23 protein-coding genes are annotated in these 25568 nt (G+C 64.9%); 4 read left to right on the top strand and 19 right to left on the bottom strand.

Annotated elements, in window-relative coordinates; translation table 11 throughout:
- Positions 1–5: 5 nt before the first annotated feature.
- Together secD and yajC are read right to left on the bottom strand one after the other, a co-directional pair.
- Positions 6–1610, bottom strand: coding sequence for a protein translocase subunit SecD (secD, locus tag IVB41_RS23990; protein ID WP_247435530.1), 1605 nt, complete (start codon positions 1608–1610; stop codon positions 6–8).
- A gap of 47 nt (positions 1611–1657) precedes the next feature.
- Positions 1658–2038 (bottom strand): preprotein translocase subunit YajC, encoded by a 381-nt coding sequence (yajC, locus tag IVB41_RS23985; protein WP_247289738.1) that lies wholly within the window; start codon positions 2036–2038, stop codon positions 1658–1660.
- A gap of 180 nt (positions 2039–2218) precedes the next feature.
- Here yajC and IVB41_RS23980 point away from each other — a divergent pair, with 180 nt between their 5' ends.
- Entirely contained in the window at positions 2219–3259 is a 1041-nt protein-coding gene (locus IVB41_RS23980; RefSeq protein ID WP_247435527.1) for an ATP-binding protein, read from the top strand.
- Positions 3260–3421: 162 nt separating this feature from the next.
- On the opposite strand, the gene IVB41_RS23975 is transcribed toward IVB41_RS23980, so the two are convergent.
- Positions 3422–4810 (bottom strand): LysM peptidoglycan-binding domain-containing M23 family metallopeptidase, encoded by a 1389-nt coding sequence (locus IVB41_RS23975; RefSeq protein WP_247435525.1) that lies wholly within the window; start codon positions 4808–4810, stop codon positions 3422–3424.
- Between the two features lie 109 nt (positions 4811–4919).
- On the bottom strand, positions 4920–5570 hold the full coding sequence (locus tag IVB41_RS23970; protein WP_247289723.1) for a protein-L-isoaspartate(D-aspartate) O-methyltransferase: 651 nt from the start codon (positions 5568–5570) through the stop codon (positions 4920–4922).
- A 225-nt stretch (positions 5571–5795) separates the two neighbouring features.
- Between IVB41_RS23970 and IVB41_RS23965 the strand changes: the two genes are divergently transcribed.
- On the top strand, positions 5796–6167 hold the full coding sequence (locus tag IVB41_RS23965) for a response regulator (protein ID WP_007590670.1): 372 nt from the start codon (positions 5796–5798) through the stop codon (positions 6165–6167).
- Between the two features lie 24 nt (positions 6168–6191).
- On the opposite strand, the gene surE is transcribed toward IVB41_RS23965, so the two are convergent.
- The 12 genes from surE to IVB41_RS23905 all read right to left on the bottom strand — a co-directional run bounded on the left by surE (position 6192) and on the right by IVB41_RS23905 (position 18291).
- Complete coding sequence (gene surE, locus IVB41_RS23960) at positions 6192–6959, bottom strand: 5'/3'-nucleotidase SurE (RefSeq protein ID WP_247435523.1); 768 nt, start codon at positions 6957–6959, stop codon at positions 6192–6194.
- 104 nt (positions 6960–7063) lie between these two features.
- Complete coding sequence (locus IVB41_RS23955; RefSeq protein WP_247289719.1) at positions 7064–7426, bottom strand: hypothetical protein; 363 nt, start codon at positions 7424–7426, stop codon at positions 7064–7066.
- Between the two features lie 93 nt (positions 7427–7519).
- Positions 7520–8851, bottom strand: coding sequence for a serine--tRNA ligase (gene serS, locus IVB41_RS23950; RefSeq protein WP_027567084.1), 1332 nt, complete (start codon positions 8849–8851; stop codon positions 7520–7522).
- 219 nt (positions 8852–9070) lie between these two features.
- Positions 9071–9883 (bottom strand): twin-arginine translocase subunit TatC, encoded by an 813-nt coding sequence (gene tatC / locus IVB41_RS23945; protein ID WP_247289717.1) that lies wholly within the window; start codon positions 9881–9883, stop codon positions 9071–9073.
- On the bottom strand, positions 9880–10449 hold the full coding sequence (gene tatB, locus IVB41_RS23940) for a Sec-independent protein translocase protein TatB (protein ID WP_027567086.1): 570 nt from the start codon (positions 10447–10449) through the stop codon (positions 9880–9882). Before tatB ends, tatC begins: the two co-directional genes overlap by 4 nt.
- 88 nt (positions 10450–10537) lie before the next feature.
- Complete coding sequence (locus IVB41_RS23935) at positions 10538–10774, bottom strand: twin-arginine translocase TatA/TatE family subunit (RefSeq protein WP_007610722.1); 237 nt, start codon at positions 10772–10774, stop codon at positions 10538–10540.
- 165 nt (positions 10775–10939) lie between these two features.
- Positions 10940–11692 (bottom strand): SMC-Scp complex subunit ScpB, encoded by a 753-nt coding sequence (gene scpB, locus IVB41_RS23930; RefSeq protein WP_027567087.1) that lies wholly within the window; start codon positions 11690–11692, stop codon positions 10940–10942.
- 21 nt (positions 11693–11713) lie between these two features.
- Positions 11714–12553 (bottom strand): ScpA family protein, encoded by an 840-nt coding sequence (locus IVB41_RS23925; protein ID WP_007590654.1) that lies wholly within the window; start codon positions 12551–12553, stop codon positions 11714–11716.
- Complete coding sequence (nagZ, locus tag IVB41_RS23920) at positions 12550–13578, bottom strand: beta-N-acetylhexosaminidase (RefSeq protein ID WP_247289713.1); 1029 nt, start codon at positions 13576–13578, stop codon at positions 12550–12552. The genes IVB41_RS23925 and nagZ overlap by 4 nt, the downstream gene beginning before the upstream one ends.
- Before the next feature lie 45 nt (positions 13579–13623).
- Entirely contained in the window at positions 13624–15144 is a 1521-nt protein-coding gene (locus IVB41_RS23915; RefSeq protein WP_247435519.1) for an SPOR domain-containing protein, read from the bottom strand.
- A 138-nt stretch (positions 15145–15282) separates the two neighbouring features.
- Positions 15283–17073, bottom strand: a complete 1791-nt coding sequence (gene argS / locus IVB41_RS23910) for an arginine--tRNA ligase (protein ID WP_247435516.1) — start codon at positions 17071–17073, stop codon at positions 15283–15285.
- 9 nt (positions 17074–17082) lie between these two features.
- Positions 17083–18291 carry a deoxyguanosinetriphosphate triphosphohydrolase gene (locus tag IVB41_RS23905; RefSeq protein WP_247435514.1) on the bottom strand — a complete coding sequence of 403 codons (1209 nt, stop codon included), beginning with the start codon at positions 18289–18291 and terminating at the stop codon, positions 17083–17085.
- Positions 18292–18425: 134 nt separating this feature from the next.
- Here IVB41_RS23905 and erpA point away from each other — a divergent pair, with 134 nt between their 5' ends.
- On the top strand, positions 18426–18755 hold the full coding sequence (gene erpA / locus IVB41_RS23900; RefSeq protein WP_027567092.1) for an iron-sulfur cluster insertion protein ErpA: 330 nt from the start codon (positions 18426–18428) through the stop codon (positions 18753–18755).
- 9 nt (positions 18756–18764) lie between these two features.
- Here erpA and IVB41_RS23895 read toward each other — a convergent pair whose 3' ends face one another.
- Positions 18765–21095, bottom strand: coding sequence for an ATP-binding protein (locus IVB41_RS23895; protein WP_247435513.1), 2331 nt, complete (start codon positions 21093–21095; stop codon positions 18765–18767).
- A gap of 132 nt (positions 21096–21227) precedes the next feature.
- Here IVB41_RS23895 and xth point away from each other — a divergent pair, with 132 nt between their 5' ends.
- Positions 21228–22025, top strand: coding sequence for an exodeoxyribonuclease III (gene xth, locus IVB41_RS23890; protein ID WP_247289705.1), 798 nt, complete (start codon positions 21228–21230; stop codon positions 22023–22025).
- A 15-nt stretch (positions 22026–22040) separates the two neighbouring features.
- Here the strand turns inward: xth and IVB41_RS23885 are convergent, their stop codons facing one another.
- Complete coding sequence (locus tag IVB41_RS23885; RefSeq protein WP_027567095.1) at positions 22041–22865, bottom strand: tetratricopeptide repeat protein; 825 nt, start codon at positions 22863–22865, stop codon at positions 22041–22043.
- On the bottom strand, positions 22852–24576 hold the full coding sequence (ilvD, locus tag IVB41_RS23880) for a dihydroxy-acid dehydratase (protein ID WP_247289703.1): 1725 nt from the start codon (positions 24574–24576) through the stop codon (positions 22852–22854). The genes IVB41_RS23885 and ilvD overlap by 14 nt, the downstream gene beginning before the upstream one ends.
- Positions 24577–25568: the final 992 nt, after the last annotated feature.

Here is a 25568-nt window from a genome sequence, read left to right as displayed (position 1 = left end):
GGCTCCTAGATCGGCACGCTCTGCGGCCGCTTCCACCGCACCCACCAGGCCACGATCAGCCGGGTCAGGGTGAAGGCGGTGAACACCGTGGTGATGATGCCGATTCCGAGCGTCACGGCGAAGCCGCGCACCGGACCGGTGCCGATGTAGAACAGCACCGCGGCGGCAATGAAAGTGGTGATGTTGGAATCGAGGATGGTCGCAAGCGCCCGCTTGAAGCCGGCGTCGATCGCCGAGATCGCGTTGCGGCCGCCACGCAATTCCTCGCGGATGCGCTCGTAGATCAGCACGTTGGAATCGACCGCGATGCCGACGGTGAGCACGATGCCGGCGATGCCGGGCAGCGTCAGCGTGGCGTTGAGCAGCGACAACAGGCCGAAGATCATGGCCACATTGATGGCCACCGCGATGTTGGCGAACACGCCGAACAGCCGGTAGGTCAAGAGCATGAAGATGATCACCAGGATCGAGCCGACATAGGCGGCGAGCTCGCCCTTCTCGATCGAGTCCTGGCCGAGGCCCGGACCGACGGTGCGCTCCTCGACCACCGTGAGCGGTGCCGGCAGCGCGCCGGCGCGCAGCAGGATCGCGAGATCGTTGGCCGATTGCACGGTGAAACTGCCGGAGATCTGGCCCTGTCCGCCAGTGATCGGTTCGCGGATCACGGGAGCCGAGATGACCTTGTTGTCGAGCACGATCGCAAAAGGCAGCCCGACGTTCTCTTGGGTGGCCTGCGAGAACTTGCGCGCTCCTGACGTATTGAACTTGAAGCTGACGACGGGTTCGCTCGTGCGCTGGTCGAAGCTCGCTTGGGCATCGGTCAGATCGCCGCCGGCGACCAGCACCTGCTTCTTGACCACATAGGGTGTGGGCGGCGGCGACGCGCTCATCAGAAGCTCGGATTCCGGCGGCAAACGTCCCTGCTGCGCCTGATCGGGCGGCACAGACATATCGACCATGCGGAATTCCATCTTCGCGGTCTTGCCCAACAATTCCTTCAGACGGGTCGGGTCCTGGAGGCCGGGGACCTGCACCAGGATGCGGTCGTTGCCCTGGCGCTGGATGACGGGCTCGACGGTGCCGAGCTCGTTGACGCGGCGTTCGACGATCTGGATCGACTGCTCGATGGTCTTGCGCATGCGGTCGAGCATCGCGGCCTGCGGGATGGTGAGGCGGATCACCCCACCGCCGGCGTCAGTGACATCCAGGTCGCGCTGACCGCTGGAGCCCACCAGTCCGCCCAGCGGCTGGGACAGCTCGCGCAGCTTGGCGAGCGCAGGCTGCAGGTCGGATTCCTTGGTGATCCGCACCTCGGCCGCGTCGTTGCGCACGGTGACGCCGCCGGTGAAGCCGATCTTGGCATCGCGCAGCGTCCGGCGAACATCGTCGCGGACCTGGTCGAGCCTCTCTTTCTTCACATAGTTGCCGTCGACCTCGAGCAGCAGATAGGAGCCGCCTTGAAGATCGAGGCCGAGCACGAGCCGACGCTGCGCCCAGGCGGGCCAGGTCTTAACCTGCGCTTCCGGAAAGAAGTTCGGGACCGCGCAGAGGCACACGATCAGCGCCGTCAGGATAATCCCGAGCGCCTTCCACCGCGTGAAATACAACATCGACTGGACCTGTCAGATCAGGGGATTTCAGAGACTCGCGGAAGCGCTCACTTAGCCGCGGCGTCGTCCTTGGCGCTATCCTTGGCGCTTTCCTTGGTGCTTTCCTTGGCCGGCTCGCCCTTGGCGCGCACGCCGGAGACCATCGAGCGCATCTGCCGCACGCGCACACCATCGGCGATCTCGAACTCGATCTGGTCGTCGTCGACGACCTTGGTGACCTTGCCGACGAGGCCGCCCGAGGTCACGACGGTGTCGCCGCGGCGGATGTTCTTCACGAGGTCGGCGTGGTCACGGACCTTCTTCTGCTGCGGACGCAGAATCAGGAAGTACATGATCACGAAGATCAGGGCGAACGGCAGCAGCGACATCAACATGCCGCTGGTGTCGCCGGCGCCCGCAGCCTGGGCATACGCAGGGGTAATCAGCATTCGGACGATCCTCGTGAGAACGGGGGAAAACCGGTCAGGCCCAAATGGCGACCGGTTCGGTCAAATTCGCGCGGACTATAGCGGCCATTGCCCCAATTGCAACGCCGCCAGACCGCCCTTTTAGCCACCTTGCGGCGCGCGCTCAGGCCCGATAAGGCTGCATTCTCAGGAACTTCGGACATGCCCCAAAAACCAAGCAAAAGCCCGGCCGGCAAAGGCCCCCGTACCCCTGCCACGAAGCCAGCCCGCGTCGCGGCAAAACGTCCCAAGGCCGCCCTCAAAGCGGCTTCCAAGACGACTTCCAAGGCGACTTCCAAGGCGACTTCCAAGACAACTTCGAAGGCCGGCCAAAGCGTCTCCCAGGAGCGCATGGTTCGCGCGCTGGAGACGATCGCGGCGCACCTCTCCGCTCAAGGCAAGCCCGCCGTCGAACGCGAGTCGTTCAAGCAGGCGGATGCTTTCGTCTGGCATCCGGACGGCCGCCTTGCGGCGGTGCCGCGGGTCAGCCGCGTCGAACTGTTCCTGCTCAAGGGCGTCGACCGGATGCGCGACATCCTGATGGAGAACACCGAGCGCTTCGCCAACGGATTGCCCGCCAACAACGCATTGCTCTGGGGCGCGCGCGGCATGGGCAAGTCGTCGCTCGTGAAGGCGGCGCATGCCAGCATCAACGCGGAGCGCAAACCGGCCGACAGACTGAAGCTGATCGAGATTCATCGCGAGGACATCGAGAGCCTGCCGGCACTGATGGAGCAGCTTCGCGCCTCGTCCTTCCGCTTCATCGTGTTCTGCGACGACCTCTCCTTCGACGGCAATGATGCGTCCTACAAATCGCTCAAGGCGGTGCTCGAAGGTGGCATCGAGGGTCGGCCGGAGAACGTCATCCTCTACGCCACCTCCAACCGCCGCCATCTGCTGGCGCGCGAGATGATCGAGAACGAGCGCTCGACCGCGATCAATCCCGGCGAAGCCGTCGAGGAGAAGGTCTCGCTGTCGGATCGCTTTGGTCTCTGGCTCGGCTTCCACCGCTGCAGCCAGGACGAATATCTCGCCATGGTGCGGGGCTATTGCAGCCATTTCGGCGTCGAGGTCGACGACGACGCGCTGGAGCGCGAGGCCCTTGAATGGTCGACGACGCGCGGCTCACGCTCGGGCCGCGTCGCCTGGCAGTTCGTGCAGGAGCTTGCGGGACGGCTTGGCGTGAAGCTGACGGCGACGTAGCAAGCTGCCGCCACTTCTCTGATCTGTCATTCCCCGCGCAGGCGGGGAATCCAGTATTCCGGAGACGGTTTTGATCGGTCGAGACGCTGCGGCGTACTGGGTCGCCCGGTCGAGCCGGGCGACGACACCGCGTTTGTGGCGATGGCGCGCCCTATTTCAAGCTCACGCCCCGTTCAGGAATTGAAGCGGGTCAACCGGGCTCGATCCCTTACGGATCTCGAAGTGGAGCTGCGGCGACGCCACCTCCCCGGATTGACCCGACTTGGCAATGACCTGGCCGCGCTTGATGGTATCGCCGCGCTTCACCATCAGCTCACTCGCATGGGCATATGCGGTGACGTAGCCGTTGGAGTGCCGAACCAGGACGAGATTGCCATAACCTTTCAGCTCATTGCCGGAATAGGCAACGACACCGTCTTCAGCCGCCTTGACCGGCGTACCCTCGGGCACCGCGAGATTGATGCCGTCGTTGGACTTGCCATTGGTCTTGGCGCCGTAGCTCGTGACCACCTTGCCGCGCACCGGCCAGCGGAAAGTCGGCAGTGCGCTGGTGGTCTCCGCAGCTTTCGCCGGAGCCTCCGCGGCCTTGTCTTCGACATTCGCCGTGGCCTGGGCCAGGCGCGCGCTCTGCACCGGCGCGGCGACGGCCGCCATCTTGGTGGCGGGCGCAGGGGCGGCCGCAACGGGCTGCAGCGTCCCCACAACGGGAGCGGCTCCGACCGGAGCCGCGGCAAGCGGTGCCGCGACAGCTGCGGTCTTGGCGCCGGGCACGGCCAGCCTGGCGCCGAGCTTGAGTTTTGCAGAGGGATCGAGGCCGTTGGCGCGGGCCAGTTCGGCCGCCGAGATATGGTTCTTGCGGGCAATGCTGGCGAGCGTGTCGCCGTGGTTCACGAAGTGCGTGCTCGACGGCGCGGCAACGGCCGCAACCGGCCTCGCAGCAGGCGCCAGCGCGGGGGCAGCGGCAACGGGAGCCATGAGCGGCGCGGGCGCAGCGGCCGTAGCCTGGTGCGGAATGATCAGTTGCTGGCCGGGCGAGAGCGCGCGCGGCCCCTTATAGCCGTTGGCGGCAAGAATCGCCTGTGGCGTGACGCGATAGCGTTTGGCAAGCAGGTCGAGCGTATCGCTGGTGCCGACGATGATCTTGGTTCCACCGACCTGGGCGGCTGCAACCGAGCGCGGCGGCACGGTGGCCGTGGTCTCCAGATGCGGCTGCGCCGGGGGTGCGTAGGACCCGACACCCCGGCCGCCTCCGGACACGCCGCCTGCCGCAACGGGGTAGGATTGCGGCGCGGACACCGCCGGCGGCAAAGGCTGCGACTGATAATAACCGGACTGCGTCTGCGGCCGCGAATATTGCGGCAACTCACGCTGCGGCGGCGGTGCCTGCTGCACCGAACCGGTCGATTCCTGCGCAAAGGGATTGGAGAAGTTCGACTGGGACATGCGCGACGACATGTCGGCGCTGCACCCTGCGAAGCTGAAGGAGATCAGCGCCAGCACCGCGACCTGCGGCACACGGCGCGAGTAAAGCAACTCGGCGGCAACGGACATGGTTACTCACTCGTACGCAACAGAACTGGTGTTTTAAGTAAACACGCGCCGAGTAAATAACGGCTTAACCCTCCCAATAAGATGTTGGCAGCACAGCCAATCCGGAATTCTACAGCTCCCGCGCCACACCGGGCAGCGCCGGCACGAACCGGACCTCGACGAGTTCCTTGCGCTCGATCCCGGCTTCGGTCCGGCTCAGGCGGATCAGCGTCTGCACCCCCTGATGCGGGCCGACGGGCGCGATCAGGATGCCGCCCACCTCCAGCCGCTCGACCAGGTTGTCCGGGAGCTGCTCCATCGCGGCCGTGACGATGATGCGGTCGAACGGGCCGATATTGGGGGGCAGATTGAGTCCGTCCCCCAGCATCACCTCGACGTTGTGATAGTTGAGCTTTTCAAGCCTGATACGTGCGGCATCCGCAAGCTTGCGGTAACGCTCGACCGTCAGCACCTGGCCGGCGAGCCGCGACAGCACCGCCGCCTGGTAGCCAGAGCCGGCGCCGATCTCGAGCACGCGGTGCTTCTTCTGAAGCTGGAGCTGCTCGGTCATGTAGGCGACGACGAAGGGCTGGCTGATGGTCTGCCCGCAGGCGATCGGGAGCGCGCTGTCGCGATATGCGCCGTCGCGATCGGCGTCGTCGACGAATTGATCGCGCGGCACCTCCTCCATGGTCCGCAGGACCGCCTGGTCGCTGATACCCCGACGCCTCAGCGTGAGCTGAAACATCATCTTTTCCGGCGGGTGCTGATGGGGGGTCATTGCCTGCTTGTGCTGTCTTTGCGGTCCGGGACGCCAACCTGGGGCGCGAGATTCTTGTTCCGGCTCAGGGAACCCATGATAGGCTTAGGATGGCGTAGTTGACCACAAATTGGCTTGCAACGGGCGAGCCGCGATGGCCATTTTCAGGCATCCGTTCGTCGAAACGCGCATTGCGTCGATTCATGTTATCTGCGAACGTTTTTGGCGATGGGCAAGGACTCGACCATGACTGCGACGGGGCTTACCGGCCGCTCTGTATTCCTCGTGGAAGACGAGGTGATGATCAGGATGATGGTCGCCGACATGCTCGAAGAGCTTGGCTACAAGATCGCAGCCGAGGCTGGCGACATCACCGAAGCCATGCGGCTTGCCCAGGCAACCGAGTTCGACATCGCCATTCTCGACGTCAACGTGAACGGCAAGGTCATCTCGCCGGTCGCCGATGTCATCAAGGCGAAGGGCTGCCCGTTCATCTTCGCCACCGGATACGGCTCCTCCGGCCTGCCCGAGCAGTACCGTGATCGGCCGGCGCTTCAGAAGCCGTTTCAGCTCGACGCCCTCGGCAAGACCATCGAAGCCGCTCTTCGCGGCGGCTAGACCAGGTCCCGTGCCAGGTCGGACTTACTTCAGCGTCGTACTCAGCGCCTCGGAAAACGCCTCGTTGGTCCGGTCGAGCCTGAGCGGCGTGACGGAGACGTAGCGTTCGCGCAGCGCCGCAAGATCGGTGCCGTCGGCCGGCGTATCCATCATCGCGGTACGCTCGAAGCCAATCCAGAAATACGGATTGCCACGGCCGTCCTTGCGCTCATCGATCTTGAGGAAGCCGAGATTGCGCTTGCCCTGCCGCGTCACGCGAATGCCAAGCACATCTTCCGGCGCGCAGGCCGGGAAGTTGACGTTGATGACGGTGTCCTTCGGGATGCCGGCCGCGATCACCTTGCGCAGGATGTCGGGCCCGAATTTGCGCGCAGTGTCCCACAGCGGCTGGTCGCGAGTCTCGACGCTGAACTCCTGCGACAGGGCGAAAGATGGTAATCCCAGGATGGTTCCCTCCAGCGCGCCGGCGATGGTGCCGGAATAGACCACGTCTTCGGCAACGTTGCGGCCCTTGTTGACGCCGGACAGCACGACATCGGGCAGCTTGGCGCCGAGGATGTGGCGCGCGCCCATGATGACGCAGTCGGTCGGCGTGCCGCGCACCGCAAAGTGCCGGGGTCCGACCTCGCGCAGGCGCAGAGGATCGTTCAGCGACAACGAATGCGACACGCCGGACTGGTCGAGCTCAGGCGCGACCACCCAGACGTCATCGGACAATGCGCGCGCGATCTCCTCCAGAACCTTGAGGCCGGGGGCGTGGATGCCGTCGTCATTGGTGCAGAGAATGCGCATGCGAAAGGTCGATTCCTGAAGCGGGGTCTGAGCCGTCTTATCCGGCCGGGGCCGATCAGGCAAACCGGCCGAATGGGGCCGGCAGCCGGTTGCCGGCGGGCCGGCTATCGGCGAACGCGCCATTGCGGCAGAAAGCGCGCCAGCCGGCCCTCGGCATGCAATTTCATCGCCGGCACGACCGGGGTCACGATCGGCACCTCGATCACGCCGAGCGCCTCCAGCTGTGCAACGAACGGGTCCGCTACCGGCGTCTGCGGAAAGCGTTCGCGCGCCAGCGTCAGTGCCTGGTCGAAATCCGCGGCATTCACACCGGGCTTCGCCCGCCGGCTCTGGACCAGATCGTCGTCCCAGAGCCGCTTGGTCTCAATGTCGAGCACACCACGCAGCCGCTGATCGACGGCCTGGATGCCGGCACCCGTCACCGCCCATTGTCTGCCGACCCAGAAGATATCGCGGTGCAAGGCCATGAACGATGGGTTCGCGTTGTCGGGTGGCCGGCAGGATAACCGGCCGCCCGATCTTCGCAACCAAACGTTTCTCCGTTCAGATGGGCAGCACGCCTAGTCGCGTGCGACCACCTTCAGCCCGCCCATATAGGGCTGGAGCACGCTGGGGACCGCGATAGAGCCGTCCTCCTGCTGATAGGTCTCCATCACGGCGATCAGCGCGCGGCCGAGCGCTGTGCCGGAGCCGTTGAGCGTGTGCACGAACCGCGGCTTGCCATCGGGGCCGCGCGAGCGCGCGTCCATCCGGCGGGCCTGGAAATCGCCGCACACCGAGCAGCTCGAGATCTCGCGGAATGCCCCGCCGTCGCCCTGGCCCGGCATCCAGACCTCGATGTCATAGGTTTTTTGCGACGAGAAACCCATATCCCCGGTGCACAGCGTCATCACACGGTAATGCAGGTCGAGCCGCCGCAGCACTTCCTCGGCACAGGCGAGCATGCGCTCGTGCTCGTCCTTGCTCGTCTCCGGCGTCGTGATCGAGACCAGTTCGACCTTGGTGAACTGGTGCTGCCGGATCATGCCGCGGGTGTCGCGCCCAGCGGCGCCCGCCTCCGCGCGAAAGCACGGCGTCAGCGCGGTCAGTCGCATCGGCAGCTGCTTTTCGTCAAGGATGGATTCGCGGACGAGATTGGTGAGCGCCACCTCCGCGGTCGGAATGATCCCGAGACGCTCGGTGCGGAGCCGCTCATGGTCGGGCTCGGCGAGCAATTCGCCCTTGATCGCCCAGAACTGGTCGTCCTCGAATTTCGGCAATTGTCCGGTGCCGAACATGATCTCGTTGCGCACGAGCAGCGGCGGATTGATCTCGGTATAGCCGTGCTCGTCGACGTGTAGATTCAGCATGAACTGACCGAGCGCGCGCTCGAGCCGCGCCAGTCCCTTCTTCAGCACGACGAAGCGCGCGCCGGAGAGCTTCGCCGCGATCTCGAAATCCATGTCACCGAGCGCGGCGCCGAGATCGTCATGGGGTTTTGGCGCGAACGTGTAGTTGCGCCTGTTGCCGAAGACATGGCGCTGCACATTGCCGTGCTCGTCGACACCATCGGGCACCTCGCCGAGCGGCAGATTCGGGATCGCCGCGAGCTCCTTGGCGAGCTCCTCGTCGGCAGCCTTCGCGGTCGCCTCGAGCTCCGGCATCGTGGTCTTGAGCTCGGTAACTTCCGCCATCAACTTCGCCGCGCGCGCCTCGTCCTTCGCCTTCTTGGCATCGCCGATTTCCTTGGAGGCCGCATTGCGCCGCGCCTGCGCCTGCTCGGAAGCCAGGATCGCCGCACGCCGGGTCTCGTCGATCGCGAGCAGCGACGCCGACAGTGGCTTCAGGCCGCGTCGTGCAAGGCCGGCGTCGAAGGCTTGCGGGTTGTCGCGGATCGATTTGATGTCGTGCATGGCCGAGGTCCTGGGGCTTGTTGCAACCCTGCAAATCCTGGATTTGCATTTATGCAAATGGCTGCTTCCCCTAGCACGGCTGTCATCGCCCGCGAAAGCGGGTGATCCAGTATTCCAGAGACGTCCGTGATTCCCCCGATGGGCGGCGGCGTACTGGATTCCCCGCTCCAGTGCGCAATTGCGCACAAGGCGGGGAATGACAGCGGAGATCGGGGCGCCTTACTCCGCCGGGTCGGCCGGCGTCGATACGTCAGTGCCGGTGGTGGCCTTTGAAGCGGCCGCCTTCTTCTCCACAATTCCCACCGCGATGATCGAGCCCTCGTAGAGCGCGAGCAAGGGGATCGCGAGCGAGCACTGGCTGAGCACGTCGGGCGGGGTCAGAACGGCCGCGATGACGAAGGCAACGACGATGAAATAGCGGCGCTTCTCGCGCAGCATCTTTGACGTGACGATACCGATGCGCCCGAGCAGCGTCAGGATCACCGGAAGCTGGAAGGCGATGCCGAAGGCGAAGATCAGCGACATCATCAGCGACAGATATTCGCCGACCTTGGGCAGGAGCTGGATCTGCGCGGTCTCGTCGCTGCCGGCCTGCTGCATGCCGAGCGAGAAGCGGACCAGCATCGGCAGCACGACGAAATAGACCAGTGCGGCACCCAACACGAAGAAGAACGGGGTCGCGACCAGATACGGCAGAAAGGCCTGCTTCTCGTGCTTGTAGAGGCCCGGAGCGACGAACTTGTAGATCTGCGTCGCGACGATCGGGAACGAGATGAAGCCGGCGCCGAACAGCGCAAGCTTGAGCTGGGTGATGAAATATTCCAGCAGCGCGGTGTAGATGAATTTCGAGTTCTCGGGACCCGCGACCCACACGAATGGCCAGACCAGCACATTGTAGATCTGCTTGGCGAAGAAGAAGCAGAAGATGAAGGCAATGCCGAAGCCGAGCAGCGCTTTGATCAGCCGCGAACGCAGCTCGATCAAATGGTCCATCAGGGGAGCTTTGCTGGCCTCGATATCAGCGGCGCTCATGACGCTTTGGCGTCCTTGATCGCCTCGGCCGGCGCAGTGTCCTGCGTGACCGAATCTTGCGTGATCGAGCCTTGCGTGACCGAACCTTGAGCGACCTGCGCCTGCTCGACCTCACGGGTGATGGCGAGCGGCTCGTTCACGGCCGCATGTGCCTCGGCTTCCACGAAGGTTTCGGGCGTCGGCGCTTCCGGCGTGGTGGGCGTCGTCACCGCTTCGCTTGAAGTCGCCGGCGGTTCGGCGCCGGTCGAGGCCGAGGTCTCGGCCGGCTTGTCCAGCGCATCGACGCGGAGCGCGTCGCTGACGTCTTTCTGAAGCGAGGTCATCAGATTGTTGCCGGCGAAACCGGAAGCCGCTTCCTTGACCTCGTCGAAGCTCTTCTTGAGGTCGGCCATTTCGGCCTCGCGCATCGCTTCCTGGAATTGGCCCTGGAATTCGGCGGCCATCTTCCGCGCCTTGCCCATCCACTGCCCGACCATGCGCAGCACGCCCGGCAGCTCTTTCGGGCCGATGGCGATCAGGGCCACGACCCCGATCAGGACCAGTTCACTCCACCCGATATCGAACATGAGGTCTTCCGTTCACGCCAGTCGCAGCCGGCCCAATCCCTCGCGCGCAGGATCGGGTCCGCTACCCGCGTCTCGCGTGCTCTCTGGCTTAGACGGCCTTGCTGCCGACGTCGGACCGTGCCGCGGTTGGCGCGGCATTGTTGTGCTCGATGGACTTGGCCGGCTCGGGCTTGTCGGCGACCTTATCGTCGTCCTGCATGCCCTTCTTGAACGCCTTGATGCCCTGCGCCACGTCGCCCATCAGATCCGAAATCTTGCCGCGACCGAACAGCAGCAGGACCACTGCGATCACCAGGACCCAGTGCCAAATGCTGAGTGAACCCATCCTGCAACCCTCCAAACGCGCATGGCCGGGGACCGGCCGATCTTCACCGAAACCTAGGCTTGGCAGGTGTCAAAAACAAGGACCAAGACAGCGCCAATTCGCTGTTGGCGCTACGTAATTTTGCTAGTGTTAACTGGTCGCAGGGGGCACTAAAAGACCCAGACGTCAGTCCTCGCTGCCGCCCTCGCCACCCTCATGGCCGCCTTCCGGCGGCGTCTCGGGCTCGACAGCAGGCGCCAGCGCGAGATCAAGGTCCTCGCCCGGCTCCAGCGGATCCTCGTCCTCACGCAAAGTCGGGTCATCCGACGGCGTCGGCACGCTGAATCCGGTCGGCAGGCGCGAATCCAGCAGGCCCGTGCCCTTCAGCTCCTCCAGACCCGGCAGATCGCCGAGCTGTTCCAGAGTGAACTGCGACAGGAAGTCCTCGGTGGTTCCGAAGGTCAAGGGACGGCCCGGCGTCTTGCGACGACCACGCGGCTTGATCCAGCCGGTTTCCAGCAGCACGTCCAGCGTGCCCTTCGAGGTGACGACGCCACGGATCTCCTCGATCTCCGCGCGCGTCACCGGCTGGTGATAGGCGATGATCGCCAGCACTTCGATCGCGGCGCGCGACAGGCGGCGGGTCTCGGTGCTCTCGCGGGTCATCAGCCAGGCGAGATCGCCCGCCGTGCGGAAGGTCCATTTGTTGGCGACCCGCACGAGATTCACGCCGCGCAGGGAATAGTCGGCCTGCAACTGCTCGAGCGCAGCCTTCACGTCCACACCCTCGGGCATGCGCTTGGCCAGCGTCGCGGTGTCCAGCGGTTCATTCGAAGCGAACAGCAGCGCTTCCAGCAGCCGCAATTCTTCGGGACGTGCCTGGGACTCGTTCTCCATCGGCTCGGCCTCTTCTACCCGCACTTCAGCCAGGCTTGCCATGGCAGATTCTCCTTGTTGCACTTAAGCGACCGGCGCATCGGGCGCAGGAGCTGCGTCCATGACCGGCTTGGGGCGCCCCTTCCGGAAATAGATGGGCGCAAACGCCTCTTTCTGATTCAGCTCGAGCTGACCTTCGCGCACCAGCTCGAGCGCAGCCGCGAAACTCGAGGCGAGCACCGTCGCGCGCTGCGTCGGATCGGCGACGTGCTGCAGCAGAAAATCGTCGAGAACGCCCCAATCGTCCTGCTCGCTGATGCTGCCGACCAGCCGCTCCAGCGTGGCGCGCGCCTCGGCGAGCGACCACACCGTGCGCTTGGCCAGATGCACGCTCGCCAGCACGCGCGACTGGCGCTGCGCGGCATAGGCGGTGAGCAGGTCATAGAGCGTTGCGGTGTATTTCGGATGCTTGATCTCGGCGATCTGCTCGGGCTCGCCGCGCGGGAAGATGTCGCGCAGCAATTGCTGCCGGTTCATCAGCCGGTTGGCGGCTTCACGAATGGCCTCCAGCCTGCGCAGGCGGTTGGCGAGCGCCGTCGCCATCTGCTCCGCGCTAGGGCCTTCCGCACTCGGCGGCTCCGGCAGCAGCAGGCGCGATTTCAGGAAGGCGAGCCAAGCCGCCATCACGAGATAATCGGCGGCAAGCTCGAGGCGGATCTTTCGCGCGGCTTCGATGAAGTGGAGATACTGGTCGGCGAGTGCCAGGATCGAAATCTTGGCGAGATCGACCTTCTGCTGCCGCGCCAGTGCGAGCAACAGGTCGAGCGGACCCTCGTAGCCCTCGACGTCCACCACCAACGCCGGCTCACCCTCGGCGAGCTCTGCGGGCCGCCCGGTTTCAAACGATAGGATTTCTGCGGTCATGCCGATGCCGTGTTTGCCCGTGCGATCAATGCGTCCAGTTCGGCGCGTGCGGCCGCGCGATCGAACGGCTGAGGTCCCTTGCGCGCCGCGAGCGCGGCGTTCGCCCGCTCCAGCGCCCTGCCCGCCAGTTCGGGTGTCTGGCCGGCGACCTCACGCATCTCCTCGATGTTGCCGTTGCAATGCAGGGCCATGTCGCAACCGGCCGCAAAAATCGCGCGGGTCCGCTCGGCGATATTGCCCGACAGCGCATTCATCGACACGTCATCACTCATTAACAAACCCTGGAACCCGATTGTGCCGCGAATCACCTCAGCGATCATTGTCGCAGATGTCGTCGCCGGATGGGCGGGGTCGACCGCGCTAAACACAACATGTGCAGTCATGGCCATCGGCAAATCCGCCAAAGGCTTGAACGCCGCGAAGTCGGTGCGATCCAGTTCGTCTCGCGACGTGTCGACCGTCGGCAGATTGAAATGGGTATCGGCCGTAGCTCGGCCATGGCCGGGGATGTGCTTGAGCACCGGCAACACGCCGCCCTCTTCCAGGCCCTCGGTGACCGCGCGGGCGATCGCGGCGACCTTGCCCGGTTCGGTGCCGTAAGCCCTGTTCCCGATGACGGCGTTGGCGCCAGCCACCGGCACGTCGGCCAGCGGCAAGCAATCCACGGTAATGCCGAGATCCGCGAGATCGGCCGCGATCAGCCGGGCGCTGAGGCGCGCCGCCTTCAGCCCGAGCGTCGAATCAGTATCGTAGAGGCCTGCGAAAATAGCGCCCGGCGGATAGACCGGCCAATGCGGCGGCCCTAGGCGCTGCACCCGGCCGCCCTCCTGGTCGATCAGGACAGGGGCATCAGGAGAGCCCGCAACCGCCCGCAATTCCGCAACGAGTGCAGCAACTTGAGCCGGCGTCTCGACGTTGCGCTTGAAGAGGATGAAACCCCATGGGCGTTCGCTGCGGATAAACTCCCGCTCAGCGGCGGTTAGTTCCGTTCCGGAAACGCCGGTAATGAAGGCCCGCGTGCTCATACGGCCGATTAACCCCGACCCGCGAGAGGGTCAAGGAAACGGCCGTTAATTCCTCTGGACGAAGCAGGCAGACAGGCCCGCGGATTTCAAACTGTTGCAGGCCTGGTTCGCCTCTTCGAGCGAGCCGTAGGGCCCAGCGAAGGCGCGGTAGACGATTCCCTTGCCCTTGTCGGTCAGGTCGACCCGCTTGACCACCGGTGCGCGGGAGCCGAGCACGCTGCCGTACTTGCCCTGAAGCACCCGGTAGGAGGCGTGAGCGCTATCCTCGGTCTGCTGCGAGGAGACCTGCACGACGTAACCGCCGCCACCGCTGGTCGCGGGTGCAATTTGCGTCGGATTGGTCGCAGCCATCCGCTGCGGCGACTCCGCAGCCGGCGCCGATTGCGGCGCCAGCGAGAGCGGCTGATTGGCACTGGCATTGGCCGAGGTCGGCGGCGTGCGTGGCGGAGCCGGTGCCGCAACGGGCTTCGGGAGAGTTGCCGGCTTCGCGGCCGTGGCCGCTTGCGACGCGGTGGCGTCGGTCTGATCGCCCTTCACGGCCACGGTCCTGATCGCGCGCGGCGAATTGTTCGGCACCGTGCCGTTGCTCGGATTCGGTCCCGCACTCGACAACGGAATGCTGGACGGCGAGACGCTTGCGACCGGCGGCGGGTTCGCGTTCTGGTTCAGCGGCGGGAACACGACGCGGGGACCTCCCGCCTTGGCGTTGACGTCGACAGGCGCCTCCTCGCGCGGCACGATCTTCTCGGCGCCATCTCCGGTGACCATGCGGTCCGGCACCTTGGCTGAGGAATCCGACGGAGCCGGCACGATTTTGGTCGGCGTGTTGTCGGCCTTGATGATCGGCGGCTCGCCGCTGCGGGGCGAGCCCACATAAGTCTTGTAGGCGAACGCAGCGCCGGTCCCGACCACGGCAAGAGCCAGGATCGCCGCGACCGTCATCATGCCGCCGCGCTGCTTCTTCGGCTCGTCCAGATCGGCCTCGGGATAGTCGCTCTGGAACGCGTAAGGATCGTCGGGATAGGCGGGATCGCGCTGGTAGTCCTGCTCGCCCGCCTCCAGCCGTCCGTAGAGCGCATCGTCGTAGCGCGCCGGATCGGGCTGCTGATAGGCTTGCTCTTGGTAAGCCTGATCGTGCTGCTGGTAGGCCTGATCCGGATAGGCCTGCTGCTGACGAAAATCAGGTTCGGGCTCGGGCGCAGTCGGCTGGGCTGAATAACGATGCAGTGGATGAACCGGGTTTACGGAAGCGGGATAGGCAGGCTCAGCTGGCGCCGTCTGCGGCTGCACATTGGCGCGCCGCATCCATGAGGGCGGTCCGGGCGGCGGCGGGGCCTGCTCGGCATAGTCCTGCTGGTCATCGTCCTGGCGATAGTCGTCGTCCTGATAGCTCCGAGCAGGCGCAGGCGCTGCTGGCGGGTGCGCACCCGGCCGCCCTTGCGCTGCGAACGGATCGGTCTGCCCGATCAGGCGGGCAAGTTCGGCCAAGGGATCGCCGCTCCCATGCTGATCGCCACCGCGATAGTCATCGGAAGGAAACGGTCTGTCCTGATATCGTTCGGCCATCTGATGATGCGTCCCTTCGGGAAAGCCGCGCGCCCCTCGACCAAGGCACGGCTTTCGACCCACAAGGCTTTCAACCAAGTCTAAGCGATCCGGCTTCTGCCGGTTACCCCCGAAATCCCTTAAGTAGTTCGCCCCAAACTACCGCATCTCGTCCGGAGCATGGACGCCGAGGATGGCGAGGCCCGATGCCAGGACAGAGACGACGCCCTGGACCATGGCCAGCCGCGCCTTCGTTAGATCTGCATCATTATTGATAATGAAGCGTAAATAGGGCAAATCGCGCCCCTTCGTCCAAAGTGCGTGAAATTCACTCGCTAAGTCATAGAGATAGAAGGCAATTCGGTGCGGCTCGTGGGCGCTTGCAGCCGCTTCCAGCAGGCGCGGAAAAATTGCGAGCCGCTTAAGAAGGTCGAGCTCAGCCGGGTCCGACAGCCGTTCCACCGCCGACTCACCGAGCCAGGCGACGCGCTTTTCCGTTTCCTCCGGGAGTTCCGGGAACACGTCGGCCCGAGCATTGCGGAAGATCGAATGGCCGCGGGCGTGGCCATACTGCACATAGAACACCGGGTTGTCGCGCGACTGTTCCATGACCTTGGCGAGGTCGAAGTCGAGCACCGCGTCGTTCTTGCGGTAGAGCATCATGAAGCGGACGGCGTCCTGACCGACTTCATCCACCACCTCACGCAAGGTGACGAAGTCCCCGCTCCGCTTGGACATTTTTACCGGCTCGCCGTTACGCAGCAACTTCACGAGCTGGACGATCTTGACGTCGAGCGCCCCCTTGCCGGAGGTCGTCGCCTTCACCGCCGCCTGCATGCGCTTGATATAACCGCCATGGTCGGCGCCCCAGACGTCGATCATCTCCGCAAAGCCGCGGTCGAACTTGTTCTTGTGGTAGGCGATGTCGGCGGCGAAGTAGGTGTAGGAATTGTCGGACTTGATCAGCGGGCGATCGACGTCGTCGCCATATGTGGTCGCCTTGAACAGCAACTGCTCGCGATCTTCCCAATCCTCGGCCGGGGCTCCCTTCGGCGGCGGCAGACGCCCCTGGTAGATGTCGCCCTTGGCGCGCAGGAAATCGATGGTCTCGGCGACCTTGTTGTTGCCGGCGTCCTGCAGCGAGCGCTCCGAGAAGAACACGTCGTGGCGGATGTTGAGCGCGGCGAGATCGTCCTTGATCTCGTCCATCATCATCGCGATCGCCTTGGCGCGTACCGCCGGCAGCCACGCGCCCTCGCTCATGGCGAGGAGCTTGTCGCCGTGCTCTTTGGCCAGCGCCTGCCCGACGGGCTTCAGATAGTCGCCGGGATACAGACCTTCCGGGATCGCGCCGATGTCCTCGCCGAGCGCCTCGCGATACCTGAGGAACGCGGAGCGTGCGAGCACGTCGACCTGGGCGCCGGCATCGTTAATGTAATATTCGCGCGTGACGTCACGGCCTGCGAACTCGAGCAGGCTCGCCAGCGCGTCGCCGAACACGGCGCCGCGGCAATGGCCGACATGCATCGGTCCGGTCGGGTTGGCGGAGACATATTCGACGTTGACCTTGGAGCCGCCGCGGACGCGGCCGTAATCGGCGCCCTCGCGCAGCACGGTCCGCAGTGCCTCGGCCCATGCGGCCGGCTTCAGCGTCAGGTTGATGAAGCCGGGACCGGCGACGTCGACCTTCGTGATCAGCGGGTCCGCGCGCAGCCGTTCGGCGATCTGCTCGGCGAGGTCGCGCGGCTTCGCCTTTGCCTCTTTCGCAAGCACCATGGCCGCGTTGGTCGCCATGTCGCCATGGGAGGCATCGCGCGGCGGCTCGACCACCACGCGCGAGAAATCGATGCCCTCAGGCCAGTTGGATTCCGCCGCGAGCGCGCGGCAGACGGCGTGCACGCGCGCGAGCACGTCGGCGAACAGGTGCAGTGCTGAGGATGTGTCGGGCATGGGCGCCGCCTAACGCAAATCCGGGGTCGAGTCAAAGAGCCGCTGGTGCTCGGTCAGGGCGAAACGATCGGTCATTCCGGCAATGAAATTCCCGATCCGGCGGGCCCGGTCGTCCTCATTGTCCACCTCCGCCCCCACCAGCCATTCCGGCGGCAGCTCGCCGGGCGATGTGAGGTATTTTGCGAACAGGTCGAACAGGATCTGTTCCGCCTCGCCCATCACCCGCATGACCCGCTTGTGGCGGTACATGTGCTGATAGAGAAAGCGCTTGATGGCGGCCTCCTCCTCGGCGACGGCGGCGGGGAACGCGATCAATGCCCGGCTCTGCTGGCGTACGTTTTGGGCGGATTGCGGTTTCACGGTCGCAAGGTTTGTCTGCGCCTCGGCGAACACGGCACCGATCAAGTGTGAGATCAGCTCGCGCACCAGCTCGGCGCCGCGCCTGACGTCTTCGAGAGCGGGGTAATGCGCAGAAGTCTCGGCGATGATCTCCGCGGTCAGCGGCATCACCTTGAGGTCGTCGAGGTGAAACAGACCCGCGCGCAGGCCATCGTCGATATCGTGGGCATCATAGGCGATGTCGTCGGCGATCGCGGCGACCTGTGCCTCCAGCGAGGCGAAACTCCACAATTCGAGATCGTAGGTCTTGATGTAGTCGGCGATGCCGACGGGAATGCCGTGCTCGCGATAACGCCCGACCGGCGCACCGCTGCGATCGGTCAGCGGGCCGTTGTGCTTGACGATGCCCTCCAGCGCTTCCCACGTCAGGTTGAGCCCGTCGAATTCGGGATAGCGGTGTTCCAGCGCCGCAACGACGCGGAGCGTCTGGGCGTTATGGTCGAAGCCGCCAAAATCCTTCAGGCAGGCGTCCAGCGCCCGTTCGCCGGCGTGCCCGAACGGCGGATGGCCGAGGTCGTGGGCGAGCGCGAGGGTTTCCGTGAGGTCCTCGTCCAGCCCGAGCTGCCGCGCCAGCGCCCGGGCGATCTGCGCCACCTCCAGCGAATGGGTCAGCCGGGTACGGTAGTGGTCGCCCTCGTGGAACACGAACACCTGGGTCTTGTACTTCAGCCGGCGGAACGCGGTGGAATGGATCACCCGGTCGCAATCCCGCCGGAACGGGCTGCGGGTCCGGCTCGGCGGTTCCGCGACCAACCGGCCGCGACTGCGCTCCGGATCGCAGGCATAGGGCGCATGGGGGGCAGCCATTCCGACGGACACGGCGAATTTAGTCCCTATCCATTTGATTCTGCGTATGGTGGCACTTAACTATGCCGGACGCGGGATACCAACTGAATTGGGCAAGCGACCTTCAGGTGACTTGGTATGACCGCGGGGACTATCGGAGACGAACGATGACGACTGACGTGACCATCAGTGACAAGGCCGCACGCCGGATTGGGGAGATCCTCAAGGGCGAAGGGTTTGGCGCGATGCTGCGGATCTCGGTCGAAGGCGGCGGCTGCTCCGGCTTCCAGTACAAGTTCGACATTGACCGTGCCCGCACCGACGACGACCTCGTGATCGAGCAGGACAATGCGGTGGTGCTGGTCGATTCCGCCTCGCAGCCATTCCTGGCGGGGTCGCAGGTCGATTTCGTCGACGATCTGATCGGCGCCTCGTTCCGGGTCAACAATCCCAACGCCACGGCGTCCTGCGGCTGCGGGACCAGCTTCTCGATCTGACGGCGCCGGCTAAGCGCCGGTGAGCTGCCTTTCCTCGTCCGTCCAGTCCGCCTCGACCGGCATCTGCTCGGGCTGAAGCGGTGCGTCCTCCGACACCCATTGGCCGTCCAGCGCACGCAGCAGCGCCGTGACCAGCGCAGGCTTGCGCAGCGGTTTGGCGAGGAAGTCGGACATCCCCGCCTCGCGGCAGACCTTGACGTCCTCGGGGAAGGCGTTGGCGGTCAGCGCGATGATCGGCAAGGCCGCGAAGCGTCCGCCTAGCGCACGGATCGCCCGGGTCGCGGCAAGGCCGTCCATCTCGGGCATGCGCACGTCCATCAGCACGATATCGTAATCGCCTTCGGACACGGCCGCGACGGCCTCGACACCGTCGGCCACGACGCGCAACTCGACATCGAAGGCACCGAGCATCTTGCTCACGACCATGCGGTTGACGGCGTCGTCCTCGGCGACCAGCACCTTCAGCGGTCGATCGAAGCCCGCGATGCGCGCCTTGAGATCGTCGGCTTCCTCGCGGCCTGCGTCGTGATCGGACGTTTGCACCTGGCTCCACGGCAGCACCAACGTGAAGCGGAAGGTCGAGCCTTCGTCCGGCGTCGAGGTGACGCCGATGGTGCCGCCCATCTGCTCGATGATGCGTCGGGAGATTGCAAGCCCAAGCCCGGTGCCGCCGAAGCGGCGGCTGATCGAGGCGTCAGCCTGGGCGAAGTCGGAGAAGAGCTGGCCGAGCTTCCCGGGGGCGATGCCGATGCCGCTGTCGGTCACGCTCCATTCGACGGTGGTGAGCAGATCGCGGCGGGCCTGACAGACGGCCGTGATCGTCACTTCGCCCTCGTCGGTGAACTTCACCGCGTTGGAAGCGAGATTGAGCAGCACCTGGCGGATACGCGCGACATCGCCGCGCAGCGTCGGCGGCAGGTTGGGATCGAGCTCGACCTTGACCGCGAGCCCCTTGCTCTTGGCGCTCGCGCGCACGACGGTCGCCACCGCTTCGACCAGCGCCTGCGGCGCGAAGTCGATCACCTCGAACGCGAAGCGTCCGGCCTCGAGCTTGGAGAGGTCCAGGATGTCGTTGAGGATGCGCTGGAGGTTGTCGCCGGACTCGCGGATCGTGGTGACGGCTTCGTGCTGCTCCGGATCGAGTTTTGTCTCCAGCAGCATGCTGGCAAGCCCCAGCACGCCGTTCATCGGCGTGCGGATCTCGTGGCTCATCACTGCGAGGAAATCCGATTTGGCGCGGCTCTCGGCCTCAGCCTTTTCCGCGCGCCAGCGCTCGGTCACGTCACGGCCGAAGCCGCGATAGCCGAGGAATTGACCGTCGCGGTCGTAGGCCGGCTTCGCAGTGAGCGACCACAGCCGCGCCTCGCCGCCTGCGACCACCTTGAGGTTCATCTCGTGCAGCGGTTCGGCGTGCTCCATCAGGCCGACGACGTTGTAGGCCGCGCTCTTGTCTTCGGGGCACAGCATGTCGAGCACGTCGGCGAAATGCGCGCCCTTCAGCAGCGGCAGCGGCAGCTGTGCGACGGCGGCGAAGCGCTCGGGCACGTCGACCAGATGCCCCTCGGCGTCGGTCTGCCACAGCCAGTCGCTGGCATTCTCCTGAAAATCCTTCAGCAGCAGCGAGATGATCTCGGTCTGCCGCTCAAGCTCGAGCTGGGCCTTGAGATTGCCGAGGAACAGATTGCCTTGCGAGACGATGTTGCGCGCCATGAAGAACGCGAACAGCAGCAGGAACACCGCGGTTACGAGATACGGCCCGGTGCCGCACAACAGCAGCGCCGCGACGCAGGCGATCGTCGTCGTCGCGAGATAGACAAGGCCCGCGCGCGGGAAGGTCGAGAGCGTGAAGGCACCGCCGGACATCATACCGACCATCAGGCAGGCGAGAATGAGCTGGCTGGTCGGCTCGATGCGGCTGAAAAGCGCGACCGGCAGCGTGCCCCAGATTGCGGCGAGGAAAAACGCCTGCCGCAACATCTGCCGCGCGGCGCGGGGCGAGGCTTCCTGTGGCGGGCTCTGGTGGGAGCGCCGCCACGCGCGCACCGCGAGCGAGGCGGCGGTGGCGAGGGTCATGCCCCAGATCGCGAGAAAGTCGTTCCAGCCGCTGCCCCAGAACAGGACCAGCACGACCGCGACGTTGAGCATGGTGACGGCCATCGTCACCGGGATCAGCCGTATCACCGCGTCGATCTGCTTGGCGCGGATGCGGCTCAGTTCGCGCTCGCTGAGACCGGCGGTCAGGCCGTCCTCGATCTCGTAGCCGCCGAGCCAGTACAGGAACGCGCCGATCAAGCCGTCGCGGGGCTCGGTTCGCATCATGGATTTGTCCGGCCGTCCCATCGAAAAACCTTTTCACGATCAATGGCCCAGGCCCGACTTAAGCCGGGTTAATTTTGTGGGAGATTTCGCAGCATCCTTGACGGGCGCGTTTGCATTTTGTTCTAACCATGGCCCCTGCCCGGAGCCGCCAAGATGCCCATCAGAATAGCCACCTGGAACGTGAACTCGGTCCGGCAGCGGATCGATCTCCTCCTGACCTGGCTGAAGGAGTGCCAGCCGGACATCGTCTGCCTCCAGGAGATCAAATGCGTCGACGAGGCGTTCCCGCGGCTGGAGATCGAGGCGCTCGGCTACAACGTGGTCACCCACGGGCAGAAGACGTTTAACGGTGTCGCCCTGCTCTCGAAGCTCCGGTTCGACGAGACCAAGTCGGGGCTGGCCGGCGACGACGAGGACGCCCATGCCCGCTTCCTCGAAGGCGTGGTGACGCTCAAGTCCGGCGTGCTGCGCATCGCCTGCCTCTATCTGCCCAATGGCAACCCCGTCGGGACCGAGAAATATCCCTACAAGCTCAAATGGATGTCGCGGCTTCTTGAGTATTCGAAGGAGCGCCTCAAGACCGAGGAGCCGCTGATCCTCGCAGGCGACTTCAACGTTATCCCGCATGCCCGGGACGTCCATAATCCCGCCGCCTGGACCGAGGACGCCCTGTTCAAGCCCGAGACGCGGGAGAGTTTTCAGTCCCTGCTCGGCCTCGGCCTGACCGATGCGCTTCGGGCCGTCACCGACGAACCCGGGCTCTACACGTTCTGGGATTACCAGGCCGGTGCCTGGCAGAAGAACCATGGCCTGCGGATCGACCATCTGCTGCTGTCGCCACAGGCCAGCGACCGGCTCGCCAATGTCGGCATCGACAGCTATGTGCGCAGCTGGGAGAAGCCGTCGGACCACGTGCCGGTGTGGGCGGATCTCGATCTCGAGGCGGCGTGAGGCCGCCTCAACCACTTACTCCCGGCGGCCCTGCACCCATTGCTCCAGCATCTGCAGGCACATGGCGCGATCGTCGTCGGAGGCCTTTGCGAAGGCGCGGTTGTAGTTTTCCTTGATCCAGGTCTCGTCGCTGCCTGCGCTGTCGCGCGCCAGCGTCAGCCACATCAGGCCGCGCGCAGCCTGCCGCGGCAGGCGGTCGCCGTTGAACAGCATCTGGCCGAGCAGCGCCTGGGCCTCGTGCTGGCCCTTCTGCGCGGCGAGCCCAAGCCAGCGCGCGCCGTAGCGAAAATCCTCGCGCGAAGCGTCCGGCGTCTTCAGGTACAGGCGGGCGAGATCGTATTGCGCATCCGCATTGCCGAAATAGGACGCGGCATAGGAGAACATCTCCCGCGCCCGCTCCTGGTCCGGCTTGACCTTCGAATTCGGGATGCCGCTGAGATAATAGCGGCCGAGCGCCACAAAGGCGTTGGCGACGATCTGCGCCTGCGGCGCCGACGGGCTATCCTCGGCATGCGCGTTGGCGATGCGGGTGAAATACTCGAACGCACGCACATCGTCCTGGGCGACGCCGTCGCCATTGGCATACATGCGGCCGAGCTTCCACTGCGCGATGGGGTGGCCACCCTCCGCGGCATATTGCAAGGCGCTGAGCGACGTTTCTTGGGTCACGACCGCTGGCGGCACATTACGCACCTTGCCTGCTGCACCCGGCAAGCTCGTGACCACCGGGATGGTCGCATCCTTCGGGCTGACGGGGGCGCCGTCAAAGGCGAGCGCCGGCGCGGCCAGCGCAGTAGCCCCCAACACAAACGCAACGATGGTACGCCTAGATGTCCGCATAGCACTGTTTCTCGTGCGCGCCGCCCGGGTGGGTCACTGCCCCACCGACCGCTGGTCCAACCTGCTGAGCATATTTCCAGAGCGCGCCCGTCGTGTGGTTAGTCGCGCGAGCGGTCCATTTGGTCTTGCGTTGGGCAAGCTCCTGGTCGCTCAATTTTACGTTAAGGGTACCGGCGACCGCGTCGATCTCGATGATATCGCCGTCCTCGAGCAGCCCAATCGGGCCGCCGATGGCGGCTTCCGGCCCGACGTGGCCGATGCAGAAGCCGCGGGTGGCGCCGGAGAAGCGGCCGTCCGTGATGAGCGCGATCTTGCCACCCATGCCCTGGCCGGTCAGCGCCGCGGTGGTCTGGAGCATTTCCCGCATCCCGGGACCGCCCTTGGGCCCCTCGTAGCGGATCACGATGACTTCGCCTTCGCGGTAGGTGCGCTTCTGCACGGCCTCGAAAGCATCCTCCTCACGGTCGAAGCACCTGGCCGGACCGGTGAACCTGAGGTTGGACATTCCCGCGACTTTCACGATCGCACCTTCTGGCGCCAGATTGCCCTTCAGACCGACCACACCGCCGGTGACGGTGATGGGCTTGTCTGCCGGGTGCACCACGTCCTGGTGCGGATTCCACTTCACGCTTTTGAGGTTTTCGGCGATCGTTCGACCGGTGACGGTCATGCAGTCACCGTGGAGAAATCCGTTGTCGAGCAGCGTCTTCATCAGAAGCGGTATGCCACCTACTTCAAACATGTCTTTGGCGACATAACGGCCGCCCGGCTTCAAATCCGCGACGTACGGTGTCTTTTTGAAGATTTCGGCGACGTCGAACAGATCGAACTTGATGCCGCACTCGTGCGCGATTGCCGGCAGGTGCAGTGCAGCATTGGTCGAGCCACCGGACGCGGCGACCACGGCGGCGGCATTCTCCAGCGCCTTGAGAGTGACGATGTCGCGCGGCCGGATGTTTTGGGCGATCAGCTCCATGACCTGCTCGCCCGCGGTCATGCAGAAGGCGTCGCGAATTTCATAGGGAGCCGGAGCACCGGCCGAGTACGGCAGCGCCAGGCCGATCGCCTCGGAGACCGTCGCCATCGTGTTGGCTGTGAACTGGGCGCCGCAGGCACCCGCCGAAGGGCACGCCACGCGCTCGATCTCGTCGAGGTCCTCGTCCGACATCGCACCGACCGAGTGCTTGCCGACGGCTTCGAACATGTCCTGCACGGTGACCTGCTGGCCCCGGAAATTGCCGGGCAGGATCGAGCCGCCATAGATGAAGATCGAGGGCACGTTGAGGCGGACCATCGCCATCATCATGCCCGGCAGCGACTTGTCGCAGCCGGCCAGGCCAACGAGGGCGTCATAGGCGTGGCCGCGGATCGTCAGCTCGACGGAATCGGCGATGCATTCGCGCGACGGCAGCGAGGAGCGCATGCCGTCATGGCCCATGGCGATGCCGTCGGTCACGGTGATGGTGCAGAATTCCCGCGGCGTGCCGCCGGCGGATGCGACACCCTTCTTCACCGCCTGCGCCTGGCGCATCAGGGAGATGTTGCATGGCGCAGCCTCGTTCCAGCACGAGGCGACGCCGACGAAGGGCTGGTGAATCTGATCGGTGGTCAGACCCATGGCGTAGAGGTAGGACCGATGGGGCGCGCGCGCAGGGCCTTCCGTCACGTGACGGCTCGGCAGCCTCTGCTTGATGTTGCTCTTCGCGTCCATCGCCAACCAGTTTCCCCGGCCAACCCTTTCAGACCCGAAAAATCAGAGCCAAGATTTTAATCGACCTTTTGAATCGACCTTGGGGATTTCCCGTCGCCTTCCAGGACCACCGCTGCCGCTAAAACATTCGAGTGATTTTATTCATGTTCAGGTGTGGCCAAAAAGCGGCGTCGATGCGAACGGACAGAGATGATGGTTAAATCGGTGGCGGGTGTTGCATGGACGGCACAATCGTGGCCTGGAGGACACGGGCGGGCGTACCAAGATACCCCCGCTGGGAGGACGATCCACAACTTGAGATTTAGCGGCTCGCAGCTATGCCCAGTTTCGGCCCGACGCCAAGGCGCAGCCAGGATGAGTCGCACTCTTACATTCCATCGCGTGTCCGAGACACGCTGCAAAGGCGCTGCGCAGCGTCCGGGGTATGTGGAGGAGAGTAAGGCCCACACTCTCTCCACATCGTCATTGCGAGCGCAGCGACTTGTCCGCGAAGCTTTAGCGAAGGCGGAAGGAGAATCCCTTCGCGGCGGCAGACTGGATTGCTTCGCTGCGCTCGCAATGACGGAGCATGAGGCGGCAGCGGCACTCTTCCAGCTCGCATTCAGATTGCAGACACGCCTTCGCATCCTCGCGGCGCGTTTCGCCCGAGCTTTGCTTCGTCACTCCACCCTCAAATCCAAGAGGGCGCAGGGAAGGCCGGGTGCCGGCTGGCACCCGCGGTCCACTGCGCGAAAAGCACACGCAGGAAGAACCGCACAGCAGCATACAGGTGTAGCCAATCACTCGGCCTTCCCTGCGCGATGGTTGGACGGCTTATGCCGTGCTCTCCCGGGAGCCGAGTTCCTTTTGGCCTCCCTCACCCCAACGAAATTCACCGGCACCGCGCCGGTTGACGCGCATGCCGCATTCGCCAGGGCTTGACCGTAGCAACGACGGCCAGGACCACACGGTTTTGCCGTACGCACGGCTCGCCATTTCGCCACCGGTTTCGA

Origin of the sequence: Bradyrhizobium sp. 44 (assembly GCF_023073095.1) — a bacterium.
In the GTDB taxonomy this organism is placed as follows: Bacteria; Pseudomonadota; Alphaproteobacteria; order Rhizobiales; family Xanthobacteraceae; genus Bradyrhizobium.
Note: the sequence above shows the minus strand (reverse complement) of the source record. Positions and strands in the feature narration are given on the sequence as shown.